The organism is Maridesulfovibrio sp. (genome assembly GCF_963678865.1).
Classification (GTDB): Bacteria; Desulfobacterota; Desulfovibrionia; order Desulfovibrionales; family Desulfovibrionaceae; genus Maridesulfovibrio.
Map to the genome: position 1 here is coordinate 2,438,610 of NZ_OY787459.1, position 13,153 is coordinate 2,451,762.

At 50.1% G+C, this 13,153-nt stretch carries 11 protein-coding genes; 1 reads left to right on the forward strand and 10 read right to left on the reverse strand.

Features of this window, described 5'->3' with window-relative positions; translation table 11 throughout:
* Positions 1-31 precede the first annotated feature (31 nt).
* The 5 genes from ACKU41_RS11185 to ACKU41_RS11205 all read right to left on the reverse strand — a co-directional run bounded on the left by ACKU41_RS11185 (position 32) and on the right by ACKU41_RS11205 (position 6,256).
* Entirely contained in the window at positions 32-1,345 is a 1,314-nt protein-coding gene (locus ACKU41_RS11185) for a MerR family transcriptional regulator (protein WP_321400804.1), read from the reverse strand.
* A 207-nt stretch (positions 1,346-1,552) separates the two neighbouring features.
* On the reverse strand, positions 1,553-3,199 hold the full coding sequence (locus ACKU41_RS11190; protein ID WP_319777452.1) for an AMP-binding protein: 1,647 nt from the start codon (positions 3,197-3,199) through the stop codon (positions 1,553-1,555).
* A 129-nt stretch (positions 3,200-3,328) separates the two neighbouring features.
* Positions 3,329-3,886 (reverse strand): XRE family transcriptional regulator, encoded by a 558-nt coding sequence (locus ACKU41_RS11195; protein ID WP_319777453.1) that lies wholly within the window; start codon positions 3,884-3,886, stop codon positions 3,329-3,331.
* Positions 3,887-4,031: 145 nt separating this feature from the next.
* The gene (locus ACKU41_RS11200) at positions 4,032-5,678 is read right to left on the reverse strand and encodes an AMP-binding protein (RefSeq protein WP_321400807.1); all 1,647 of its coding nucleotides are present in this window, start codon (positions 5,676-5,678) and stop codon (positions 4,032-4,034) included.
* Positions 5,679-5,689: 11 nt separating this feature from the next.
* Entirely contained in the window at positions 5,690-6,256 is a 567-nt protein-coding gene (locus ACKU41_RS11205) for an XRE family transcriptional regulator (RefSeq protein ID WP_319777455.1), read from the reverse strand.
* A gap of 323 nt (positions 6,257-6,579) precedes the next feature.
* On the opposite strand from ACKU41_RS11205, the gene ACKU41_RS11210 reads away from it, so the two are divergent.
* The gene (locus ACKU41_RS11210) at positions 6,580-7,338 is read left to right on the forward strand and encodes a tetratricopeptide repeat protein (RefSeq protein ID WP_321400809.1); all 759 of its coding nucleotides are present in this window, start codon (positions 6,580-6,582) and stop codon (positions 7,336-7,338) included.
* Between the two features lie 63 nt (positions 7,339-7,401).
* Here the strand turns inward: ACKU41_RS11210 and ACKU41_RS11215 are convergent, their stop codons facing one another.
* From ACKU41_RS11215 to aspS, 5 genes are all read right to left on the reverse strand, one after another.
* Positions 7,402-8,685, reverse strand: coding sequence for a transcription antitermination factor NusB (locus ACKU41_RS11215; protein WP_321400811.1), 1,284 nt, complete (start codon positions 8,683-8,685; stop codon positions 7,402-7,404).
* A 15-nt stretch (positions 8,686-8,700) separates the two neighbouring features.
* Positions 8,701-9,519: a DUF116 domain-containing protein gene (locus ACKU41_RS11220; RefSeq protein ID WP_319777458.1), complete on the reverse strand. Its 819-nt coding sequence runs from the start codon at positions 9,517-9,519 to the stop codon at positions 8,701-8,703.
* A gap of 78 nt (positions 9,520-9,597) precedes the next feature.
* Positions 9,598-10,548, reverse strand: coding sequence for a methionyl-tRNA formyltransferase (fmt, locus tag ACKU41_RS11225; RefSeq protein ID WP_321400813.1), 951 nt, complete (start codon positions 10,546-10,548; stop codon positions 9,598-9,600).
* A complete protein-coding gene (def, locus tag ACKU41_RS11230) occupies positions 10,524-11,036 on the reverse strand; it encodes a peptide deformylase (protein ID WP_321400817.1) in 513 nt (170 codons plus the stop codon). The genes fmt and def overlap by 25 nt, the downstream gene beginning before the upstream one ends.
* A gap of 263 nt (positions 11,037-11,299) precedes the next feature.
* Positions 11,300-13,123, reverse strand: a complete 1,824-nt coding sequence (aspS, locus tag ACKU41_RS11235) for an aspartate--tRNA ligase (protein ID WP_321400819.1) — start codon at positions 13,121-13,123, stop codon at positions 11,300-11,302.
* Positions 13,124-13,153: the final 30 nt, after the last annotated feature.

Here is a 13,153-nt window from a genome sequence, read left to right on the forward strand (position 1 = left end):
TTATATTAATCTGCAGATATATACCGATGACTTATTTTTTACGCGCCACGTAAAAGACATACCCAACCGCATGTCCATACTTGCGCATAATTTCCATCTCGCGCTTAATGTTTTCAGCCAGAGCATTCATCTCGGAATTGTCCTTATTGGCATCGGTATATCCGGGCAGGTTGCGCTGTACTTCTGCGTAATACGTATCCCACCAGTCGGATTCAGGCTCTATGAAATATCCGGTTACTTCATAACCATGCCTTTCCATGATCTCGATATTGCCACGTACGGACTTCATCTCAGAATAGATATTCTGGAAAAACTGCACCGCTTCCTCGGGACGTTCATCACTGAGCCATGCCAGTTCACTCAAACAGATGTAACCATTCGGCTTGAGAAACTTCTGCCACTTGGAAACGCCGTTCTCGAATCCTGTGATGAAGATGGCCCCTTCGCACCAGATCATGTCAAATGATTCGGCATCATAATCCATCTCGTTCATATCACCGAGAACGATTGAGATGCGATCTGTAAAGCCTGCCTTGCCTGCCTCGGTCTTTAACACATCCAACACAGCCGGGCGGTTGTCGAGGGCGGTTAATTCCATGTCGGTCCCTTCACACAAGGCGAGTGTCTCAATACCGGTTCCACAACCGACGTTAAGAACCTTGGACTTTTCCGGTAAACCACGAACCATGCTCAGGGCTTTCTTTGTTGTCTCCGGGCTTCCGGGCCCCAGCTTTGCCAATGTGTCGAAAAAATTTAAGAATAATTCCATATATTTCTCACTTATTTGCTTCACTTTGATGATCCGTTGCGGTCCTGCAGACCATTTGCGGATCAGACGTATTTCATCGTCAGGAATGTGCAGATACTCCAGAAACTGCTGATGCTGATCCGGATGAGTACGTTCAAAGGCCTTGTGCCAGTCCTGCATGTCTTTCTCGCTGAACCCGGAAGACCGTAGCACCTCAGTCCATGCGGCCTTATCCATTTTTGAGGATTGCACATGCGGAGAACTTTTCAGGATACCGGAAATGAACTCCCGCTGCGCATGCAACGAAGAAATCTCCTCGTTAAGCTCCTTTAACCGCGCTTCCAGTACCCCGGAGATCCCGCTTGCCGGGGAATCAAGTATCACCTTGATCTCCTTGAGCGGTATGCCGGCCTTACGATAATGGCAGATCTGGGCCAGACGCTTTTCATCTTCCACTCCATACGAACGGTACTCACCCTTCATATGAGCCGATGGGGAAAGAAGCCCGATTGAATCATAATAAAGCAACGTGCTGCGCGAAAGGCCGTACTTCTTAGCCAGTCGCCCCACAGTAATTCCTGATGATGTTTTAACCATGTTAGACTCCATGCATAGCTATGCGATGAACCTAACATGAACTATGAAGCTGTAGACAGGTCAAATAAAAAAGACCGCAATATCTCGAAAGATATTGCGGTCCCTAAGCCAGACATATCTATAATCTACGCGGCGAAACCCTACTAAAAAGTTATGGGAATCTTAAACCCTTTTCCCAAAAGAGTTTAAGCCGCCGGAGGCATGCCTTTATGCCTTTGCGTCAGCCTCATCCTTGGCGCGGATCTCTGCACGTTTGATCTTGCCGCTGATGGTCTTGGGCAGCTCACTTACGTAATCGATAACACGCGGATACTTATAGGGCGCGGTGACTTTCTTGACGTGGTTCTGCAGCTCCTTGGTCAACTCATCGCTGGCTTCGTAGCCGGAAGCAAGAACAACAGTGGCTTTTACAGCCTGACCGCGAACATCGCAGGGAACACCGGTCACAGCGGCTTCAACGATGGCATCATGGGTGATCAGTGCGGATTCGACTTCGAAGGGTCCGATGCGGTACCCGGAACTCTTGATCAGGTCATCGGTACGGCCAAGAAACCAATAGTAACCGTCTTCGTCCATCCATGCCTTGTCACCGGTCTGATAATAACCGTCAACCATGACATTTGCAGTCTTCTGCGGTTCGTCAAGGTATCCGGTGAACAAGCCTACAGGACGGGGATCGAGTTTAACGCAGATCTGCCCTTCCTCACCGGGAGCGCAGACATTGCCTTCAGTATCAATGAGGGTGATATCCCAACCCGGACAAGGCTTGCCGATGGAGCCCGGCTTAGGAGTCATGTTCGGGAAGGTTGCAATCTGGAGCACTGATTCGGTCTGCCCATAACCTTCATATAAAGGCAGCCCAGTGGCTTCCTTCCATGCCTCAAACACTGAAGCGTTAAGCAGCTCACCTGCGGTAGTGCAGTGAGTAAGTGCGGAAAGGTCATATTTGGTAAGGTCTTCGCGGATCATGAAACGGTAAACCGTAGGCGGTGCGCAGAAGCTGGTAACCTTGTTTTCAGCAAGGACACGAAGCAACTCCGAAGGTTCGAACTTGCCGCGGAAATCCCAGACAAAAACTACTGCCCCGGCCATCCACTGGCCGTAATACTTGCCCCAGACAGCCTTTCCCCAACCGGTATCGGCGAGGGTAAGGTGAATATTTCCGGGTTCAAGATCATGCCAGTGGGCACCTGTCACATAGTGGCCCAATGGGTAATTATGGGTATGCTCGACCATCTTCGGCTGTCCGGTGGTACCGGAAGAGAAAAAGATGAGCAGGGGATCATCACCGCCTGCGCAATCTGCCGGGCGGGGAAAAGAATCTGAAGCTTCATCACAGACGGTTTCGAAATCAAGCCAGCCGTCATGCAGATCGCCATCACCGGCCTGAACCATAACCTTTAGAGAGGGGCATTTCTTCTGTGCTTCATCAGCACGGTCAGCCACGGAATCTTCGGCGATGATACCTTTGATCTTGGCAAAATTCACCCGGAATTCAATGTCCTTCACGGTAAGCAGGTTCGGGGAAGGAACGGGTACGGCACCGATTTTGTGGCAAGCCAGCATGGACACCCACCAGTCAATACGGCGGTAGAGGATAATCATTATCCGGTCGCCCTTTTCCACTCCTGCCTTACTCAGTGCATTGGCAAGACGTGCTGACTTCCTGGAAAAAAAGTCAAAATCTTTTTCAGTACGAGTGCCGTCGGGACCGATATGAATCATTGCCGGACGACTGGGATCGTCTGCAGCTATTGCGTCCACACAATCAAAAGCAAAGTTGTAATTATCAGGAACCTCAACCTTGTATTCGGCACAGAACTCTTCGTAAGAGCCGTATTTCTGCTTTTCCATTTTTTTATTTCTCCACGATAGGATGGCTTGCATCCTCTTGCTGGTGTTTGATGTAAAATCCTTGTGAGTAAAAAACTTGTTTTTTACCGCAGGCCGCTGGAGCACATATGTGCGTCATTTGGCGACCTGCTATAGAATTACATCCAGCATGCGTGCAGATTTGCCGTCAAGCCCTCTCAGGGCGTGAGGAGTATTCGAATCAAAATACAGGGAATCGCCTTCTCCAAGCTCCAGTACGGAATCGTCGAGCCTGAGTTCAAGACGACCTTCCAGCACGTAAATGAACTCCTGCCCGCGGTGGGTGGTAAAATTCATGTCCGCAACCTCTTTAGCCGGAACTTCGACCATGAAAGGCTCCATACGGCGGCCTACGAAAGTAGAAGCAAGGTTCTTGTAGTCGTAGTCCTTTCGACGATCTACATTCAGCCCTTTGCCGTTGCGTACCAGCGCGTAGTTAGTCAGATGGGCTTCGCTGCCGGAAATCAGCACAGTAAGGCTGACTCCGCAAAGGTGAGCCACATCCATCAGATAGCTGACCGGGATTTCCACGGTACCGGATTCGTACTGCTTGGCACGCTCCGGGGTAACCCCGACTTTCTCAGCCAGATCCTCAACGCTCATGTCCATTGCATCACGCAGGCCCGCCAGCCTAGGAGCAATATCCTTATAAGCCTGTTCGTTACTCATTTTGCCTCCATTTGCCTCCGGCGGCTTAAACCATTTTGCAAAACGGTTTAAGAATCCCAAAACATTTTATTTCGGCTTTGCCGCTTTTGGCGATAAATTTACCTATTAAAAAAGGGACCTTGCCGGAGCAAAGCCCCTTTGCTTTTTATGCATCAGGGTAAAGCTCTGCAGCCATGTCCCTGAGTTTGTATTTCTGAATCTTGCCGCTTGCGGTCATGGGATAAGCGTCAATGAAGGTAATGTACTTGGGGATCTTATAGCGGGAAATTTGACCGCGGCAGTAGTCAATGACATCCTGCTGATCCATTTCCACATCATCCTTGAGAATGATAAAGGCCCCGACCTGCTCCCCGTACTTCTTACTGGGCACCCCGGCCACCTGTACATCAAGAATCCCATCCATGGTATAGAGGAACTCCTCAATTTCACGGGGATATATATTTTCCCCGCCACGGATGATCATGTCCTTAAGGCGTCCGGTTACGTCAACGTACCCTTCATCATCCATAGTTCCGAGATCTCCTGAATGGAGCCAGCCGTCCATATCGATGGCAGAGCTGGTAGCCTCGGGATTGTTGTAATATCCCTTCATGACGTTATAACCGCGGCAACAGATTTCACCGGTTTCACCGTTAGCGCACATCTTGCCTGTTTCCGGATTGATAATGGCGACCTCAATTTCAGGCATGGCCCGGCCCACTGTTTCAGTACGGCGCTGGACGCTGTCTTCGATGCGGGTTTGGGTCATAACCGGTGAAGCCTCGGTCAATCCGTAACAAATGGTTATGTCAGTCATGTTCATCTTGTCCATAACCTTTTTCATGACCTCGATAGGACAGGGAGACCCGGCCATGATACCGGTACGCAAAGAAGAATAGTTAAATTTCGCAAATAACTTGTGTTCAAGAATAGCGATAAACATAGTCGGCACGCCGTAAAGGGCGGTGCACTTCTCCTGATCCACGGAAGCCATGACCAGCAGCGGGTCGAATCCCTCAAGGATGACCATGGTGGTACCGTGATTAACAGCTGCCAGCACGCCGAGTACGCAACCGAAACAGTGAAACAGGGGTACAGGCAGACAGAGGCGGTCACCGGGCTTGAACCCTTGGTTCTCACCAATCCAGAACCCGTTGTTGCCTATGTTGTAATGGGTCAGTTGTACGCCTTTGGGGAACCCGGTGGTTCCTGAGGTGTACTGCATGTTGACCACATCATGAGGATCAAGGGAATCCTGACGCTCCGCGTAATCTTCCTCTGTAGTCACTGCGGAAAGGTTGATAACCTCAGCCATGGAATACATGCCGCGGTGTTTTTCCTGACCAAGAAAGAACACCCTCTTGAGATCAGGAAATTTATCACTTTTGAGGTAACCGCGCTCCTGAGTCTTTAGTTCCGGAATCAGGTCGTACACGGTCTGGAGGTAGTCAATCTCCCTGAAACCGTCTATGATAACAAGGTTTTCACACTCGGACTGTTTGAGCAGGTATTCCAGTTCGGTGTTCCGGTAAAAAGTGTTAACCGTCAGCAGTATGGCCCCGATCTTGGCTGTTGCGAACTGCAGCGCCACCCAGTAAGGTACGTTAGTGGCCCAGACCGCAACCTTCTCGCCCTTTTTAATTCCGAGAGCCATAAGCCCCATGGCCAGATCGTCCACCAACTCACCGAATTCACGGTAGGTCAGGCGGAAATCGCGATCAACATAGACAACAGCTTCCTGATCCGGACATTTCTCAATAGTTTCGTCCAGCAGTGCTCCAAGTGTTATTTCCCTGAGATGTGATTTTTCCATAAACCCCTCTCTTATTCCGGAAAATAAAGGACTGCGTAAATGTCGCACTTTTCGCTGCCGTCGGCTGCCACGTAGTGCGGGACCACGGAATTGAAATATACGCTGTCACCGGCTTCCAGCACGCTCTCTTCCCTGCCGTAAACAACTTTGAGCTTACCGGAAACCACGATGATAAACTCTTCACCCTCGTGAGAGGTAAGCTTGGGTTCGTCTTCCTCAGGCTGGATTTCAATAAAAAACGGTTCCATGTGACGGTCACTCTTACCCTTGGCAAGAGAAAAATATTTCATGGACGCTGTTTTTTCCACATCAGAATGCATGGAGAATTCCTCTTTACGTTCTCCAAGCTTAACTATCAGAGGATCCTTGCTGACCTGATCGTCCAGAAAAGTACCGAGTCTTACGCCAAGAGCTCTGGCAATCTTAAGTAGAGGTCCAAGGGAAGGATAATTCTCTTTTTCTTCCACAGCTTCAAGAAAATCGACTCCCAGGCCTGTACGGTCGGAAAAATCCTCAAGGCTGAGCCCCTGTTTTTCCCTGAATGTCTTAATACGGTACCCTACTTTTGCTTTGCTCATAATTCCCTCTACTTTTCTGAACCCGCTCACACGGCATTTTGATAAAACCATAAAAAAAAGTTAAAAATGAGTACTTACATTAATGTCCAACTTTTGTCATCTCAATCAACCCCAATGCACTCATTTTTAACAATGATTAAAACGGAGGCCAGACTAAATCGTCCTTTAAAAAAAATGAAGAACAAAATTAAGCATTAATGGTTTTTATTCACAATTAATTCCTTTAATTGTATTGAGCGCAGATGCAATATCTTGCTAGTGGAATTTTTTGTAAATATTATCTATAGTGCGCATAAATTTCAGGAAATCAAAAGGAAGGTCTAATGGCCACGGCAGATCAAAATACAGGCAGACAGACAATTAAGGGTGTCTTCTCCAGTCAAAATGTGCAAAAAATCGGGACTGGCACTACTGTGCGCCGGACTATCAGCAAAATGTACTGGATGGCTGAAGAGCTCAACCCGGAAAATGTAGAGGTTCAAGCCCTCAATACCAGCTATGTGCCAGCCGGCCCCAAAACAGTCGTTCCTATGGAAGAGTTCCTATCCAAGTATTCACCTGAGCCTGAATTCTACGTCTCCACGGTCTATCCGAAAATGCAGGAACTGAACTCCACTATTGCGCGTGGAGAAAAAGCAAGGCAAGCCGGGGCCACCTACAGTGCAGAATTTGAATTCCAGAATGCGCTGGGTGTGGATGAAGACAACGTAAAAGCCAACTTCGGCCTTGGGCTGACCTACATGGAACGCGGGGAATCCAACAAGGCCAACGACATCTTCAACAGGCTGGTCAAACTTGATGCCGCCTTTCAAACCGAGCACAAACATCTGTTCAATGAATTCGGTATCAACCTGCGCAAGACAGGCATGCAGGATCAGGCAATAGATTACTATGACCGGGCGCTGGAAATTACTTCCAATGATGAGAACCTGCACTACAATATCGCCCGGGCATATTTCGAAAAAGGTGTGCTCGACAAATGCTCCACCCACCTGAAGAAGGCCCTTGAATTAAACTCAAGCCATACAGAAGCTTTGAAATTCCTTGAATTTATAAAGAAGAATCATCCCGATCAGGCTTAGGCTATCCTGCACATAAACAATAAAAATCCCCTTCCGACATTAGGTCGAAAGGGGCTTTTATCTCTACTTTTTCTCAATCAAAGCCGAATAGAAAAATTCGTGTAGTTCCGAATCCGGCGGTGTAGTCCATTCTTTCAAAGAAACAGCGTCGTTGTGCCGCTTGAGGAAGGATTTAATCTGGAGCTCATTCTCTTCTGGATTGAGTGTGCAGGTGATGTAAGCCAGCCGCCCTCCCCTGCGCACGGTTTCCCAACTGTTGTCCAGAATACGCGACTGTAGGCGGACCAATGAATCCACATCTTCCGGGGTACGCTTGAACTTGGTATCCGGCCTGCGTGAAAGGACTCCCAGCCCGGAACAGGGAACATCAAGCAGCGCCGTACCGATAGATTCCTTAGCCAGCGGCGGATTAATCGCCGAAGCACGAAAAGCGGATACAGAAGGTACTTCACGTTTCAAAGCGGCCAATCTTCTGGCATGGGGATCGCTGGCTATAATCGGTGAAACGTCCTTTGAATGCAAAAATCTTGACTTGCCGCCACGCCCGGAACATCCGTCCCAGACCGGGGTAGGCCATTCGGAAGGTTCCAACACAGCAAGGGCCTCGCGGGCAGCATAACTCTGGCGGGTCACAGACTCTTTCAAACCGTTGAAAGCTTCAGGCCAGTAGCCTGAATAAAAAGCAAAAGCCTGCCCGTCAGAGGCAATGTAATCTTCCTCTTCCAGAAGTTGGATAGCTGCAGCCTTAGCTTTTTTGTCAGCTGTATTAAGAACAAATCCGGCAGCAGGAGGGCATATCTGCGCTTCAAGATATTGCTCAGCCCGATCACGCCCATAGCTTTTCATCCAGAGCTCAACAATCCACTCCGGGCATGAATAGTAAGCGGAAAGAAATTCGATATCGGAATCAGTATTGCGGCGGAAAAATTCATCATCAGCCCCATCTTCAGCCAGCCGGGCCACTTTACGCAGCACAGCATTTGCCAGACCGCCGAGCTTGCCATGGGAAAGACGCTTAGCAGAATCCACCCCCCAATCCACGGAAGCATAAGCTGGAACATCCATATGAAGAAGTTCATAAGCGGCCAGACCCAATACCCTTATTATGGGCTGAGGCAAACCGTCGGGCCGGGAAAGAAAGCAATTCAGCACAGCCTGCAGCCTCAAACGCATGCGCAGGTAGCCATAAAGGATTTCCGTAACAAACCCTCGGTCACGTCCGTCAAGATTTGCCGATGTCAGAGCATTATCAAGAACGGCCTGTGCATCCGCCCCGCCGTCCAGAGCACGAGTCACACACTCGAAGGCAACACCCCTTGGGCCGGGCAAGGCATTCGTTTTCTTCATTTACGGATTCCCGGCTTAAAGCCCGGTAAGAGGGGTAAGTGCCACATTCTTGTCCGCATCGGCAGGAAGCTTGTCTTCCTTTAAAAAGCGACGCAAAGCATTCTCCACATCGATGAGCGCGACCTGTGTATCAAGGCATGGTCCGTTAGGGCGCTCGTTGAGCACACCGTAGACCGGAAGCGGATAGGTATCCTGAATACCACTGGCAAGATCGCGTTCGCAAGCAATTGCTATGATCATGCGCGGACGGTTCTGCACCACCAGCCTACGGGCAATTGTCCCGCCGGTGGCGACATAAAAATGCACCCCGTATTTATCACGCAGATCAAGCAGCCCCTTAATGGAGCACAAGCCGCAGCGCTTGCAGTTATCAATGTCATAGGTCAGGCGCATATCACAACGGCTGGCCTGTAAACAGTGCGGGGTCAGGATCATAATCTTTTCAGGATCAAACCGCCCCACCTCGGAAAGGACCAATTCGTTATTAACCTTGATGAAAGACCCACGGATCTTACTCTTGGAAAGCCCGAAAATACGGCCCAGAATAGTCATCAGAGGGAGAAAAAGCTTAACACTTAATCCACGCGCTTTCTGGGAAAAAGGAAATGTACGATGAAACACCACATTGGTGAGCAGCCCAACATAGCCCCAACCGACCAGCACGATGAGCGCGAAAATGAACAGTCCCCAACCCCAGGAAGCCCAAGAGCCGAATGAATCCAGTCCGGCATAAGGCACATACCAGAGCAGGCCCAGAAACAGGCAGAGCAGCATACAGGTTCCGGTGATCAGGCCGATAAAAAGCCGCTTTTTGTTATCTTTTTCTACACTCATTTATTAAAACTCATAGTTGAAGCGCTTCGCGATTTTGACGAATAAATTTCGCCTCCGGCAGGGTCGCCGCAGGCTTTCCTAGCACTTATTCATATAGCCGCACATGAAGGCCTTGCCGTCCATTTCTTTTTTGCCGGCCGGCTTGACCTTGGATGCGAGGTAAATCTTATCCTGACAGGCAATGCCGAGCATGCCGTCAAATTCTCCGACAATGGTTCCGGGTGCATGATCACCAACTTCATCATCACCGGGCTTGCCGGGTGAAAGCACGAGGCGGATAGGTTCCTTGCCTTCGGGAGTCCAGAAGTAATAAGCTCCGGGCCATGGATACATGCCCCTTATCTTATTATGCACTTCCTTGACCGGAAGATTCCAATCAATCAGCCCTTCTTCCTTGCTGAGTTTCTCGGCATAGGTGGCGATGGAATCATCCTGCTCCATGACGGTCAGCCGACCATCCCTGTAGCGCAGCAGGGTTTCCATAACCAGCGGGCCGCCCATGTCGGCGAGTTCGTCATGCACTTTTCCGGTAAAATCATCCCATGCAATCCCAAGGGCCTGCTGTACCAGAATAGGACCGGTATCAAGGCCCGCCTCCATCTTCATGATAGTAATTCCGGTGGCGTGATCTCCGTTGGTAACCGATCTGTGAATAGGAGCGGCACCGCGATACTTGGGCAATAGGGAAGCGTGCACGTTGATGGGCATGACCGCCGGGATATCCAGAACGGACTGGGGCAGAATCAGCCCGTAGGCTGCAACCACCAGAAAATCAGGTTCCAGAGCACGCAGTGCTTCAACGTCCTTTTCGTCCTTGAAATTCAAGGGCTGGTAGACTGGAATATCATGCTTAACGGCAACATTTTTAACAGCGGAACAACGCACCTTGTGACCGCGACCGCAGGGGCGGTCAGGCTGAGTATAAGCTGCGATGACTTCACATCCGTCCCATTCCACGAGATATTCGAGAATGGTGGACGCAAAGTCCGGTGTTCCCATGAAAACTATTCGCCAGCGCTTTTCAGCCATTTTTTTACCTTCTTGTCGTACATTGCACGTTTCAGGCGGCCTACACGGTCGACAATGAGAGTTCCATCAAGATGATCAATTTCATGCTGCAGAACAATGGCCAGAAAATCATCCGCTTCAATGCGGAGGTCATTGCCGTCAAGGTCGGTACCGGTGACCGTCACAGTCTCGTGGCGTTTGATCACGCATTTAAAGCCGGGACAGGAAAGGCAGGCTTCCTCGGAATCCACCTTCTGGCTGCTCTTTTCAACGATTTCAGGGTTGATGATAACCTGCAGGTCAGTGCGCTCTTTGGGACCGGAAGGATCAATAACGATCAGACGTTTCTGGAGTCCGACCTGCGGGGCGGCAAGGCCTACGCCGTCGTCCTCGTACATGGTCTCGATCATGTTATCGATCTGTTCCTTCAACTCAGGAGTTACTTCTTCAACTCTTGTGCAGACTTCTGCCAAAGAAGCTTCAGGATAAGCTAAAATATCTAATTTCATATTAATAGCCTCCGGCGGCCCTTCCGGGGGTCCCTTCGGGGACCAGAGAACCTTTTCTTGGGAAGAAAAGGTTCTCTGGACTCTCCAAAAAAACTTTTTATTAGGGCTTCGCCATCGTTAGCGTAAAATAGTTCTTTGTATATCAAACAAGCAGGAATCCCCAAGGCAGCCCTAGACCAAAACTATTAAAAGGTTTTGGGAGAGTCCAGAGAACCCTTTTGCAAAAGGGTTCTTTGGCCCCCGGAGGGCCGCCGGAGGCATTCTTATGCTTCTTTCTTTTCTCTAAGGCGGATACCGAGCTCACGGAGCTGGGTAGCGGATACGCCTGCGGGTGCTTCGGTCATCAGGCAGGTGGCCTTCTGAGTTTTGGGGAAGGCGATAACATCCCTGATGGATTTTGCACCGCACAGAATCATTATAAGTCTGTCCAGACCAAAAGCAATACCACCGTGCGGCGGTGCACCGAACTGGAGCGCATCCATAAGGAAGCCGAACTTGGCACGGGCTTCTTCTTCGTTAATACCCAGAGCGGCGAACATTTTCTGCTGCATTTCCGGAGTGTGGATACGGATGGAACCGCCACCAACTTCGTAGCCGTTCATGACGAGGTCGTATGCACGGGCAAGGGCCTCGGCAGGCTTCTCGCCAAGCTCGTCAATCTGCCCTTCCTGCGGAGAGGTAAAGGGATGGTGACGGGCAACGTAGCGTTTTTCGTCAGGGTTGTACTCAAGAAGCGGAAAATCGGTAACCCAGAGGGGAGCGAATGCGGACTCATCGATGAGTTCGAAGCGTTCACCCATCTTGATACGCAGAGCGGCGAGAGCGGCGTTAACAATGTCCGCTGCTCCGGCCTGGAAGAAAAGGATATCACCGGGCTGGCAGTTGGTGAGTTCACGCAGCTTGGTGCATTCTTCTTCGGAGAAGAATTTTACAATGGGAGACTGCCATTCGCCGTCTTCCTTAACCTTGATCCATGCAAGGCCCTTGGAACCGTAGATTTCAACGAACTTGGTGTATTCGTCGATTTCCTTACGGGAAAGCTCGGCACCGCCCGGTACGCGCAGAATCTTAATCAGCTCGGAGCTGGCGAAGACCTTGAAGTCGGAACCTTTGAAGATATCGGTGGCTTCCTGAAGCTTGAGCTCGAAACGAACGTCCGGCTTATCGCAACCGTAATCGCGCATGGCATCAGCGTAGGTCATGCGGGGAAAAGCTGCGGGCAGTTCGGTTTCGATAGTCTCTTTGAAGACAGTGCGAACCATTTCTTCAGCCATGCCCATGACCTGCTCTTCGTTGACGAAGCTCATTTCGATATCGATCTGAGTAAACTCGGGCTGACGGTCGGCACGGAGGTCTTCGTCACGGAAACATTTTACGATCTGGAAGTAACGGTCCATGCCGGAAACCATAAGCATCTGCTTGAAGAGCTGCGGAGACTGCGGCAGGGCGTAGAAATCGCCGTTATTCATACGGCTGGGTACGAGAAAGTCACGCGCTCCTTCCGGGGTGGACTTGGTCAGCACCGGGGTTTCGATTTCAAGGAAACCGAGGTTGTCGAGATAACGGCGTACGGACTGGGCTGCCTTGTTGCGCAGGATGAAGTTCTTGGCAAGCACGGGGCGGCGCAGATCCAGAAAACGGTATTTCAAACGCAGCATTTCGGAAGCATCGCTGCGGTCTTCAATGGCAAACGGGGGAGTTTCGGAAGTGTTGAGCAGCTTCCACTCGTCAACAACGATTTCGATATCACCGGTGGTCAGGTTGGGGTTGCGCATACCGTCAGGACGTTCACGAACTTCACCTTTAATTGCTACCACATATTCAGAGCGGATGGCATGAGCGCGTTCATGGGCCTCGAAATTGTGTTCCGGGCTGAAAACAACCTGTGTAAGACCTTCACGGTCACGCAGGTCGATAAAGATCAGACCGCCGTGGTCGCGGCGGAACTGGACCCAGCCCATAATCAGAACCTTTTCACCCATGTTGGCTGCGGTAATCTGGTTGCAGCTGTGGGTACGTTTCCAATCGCCAAGGGGTTCAATCACCCGGTATTCGTCGTAATCGCGTTCTTCAATCTGTTCAGACATTTTAGTCTCTCCCGATATTATTTGAAATTT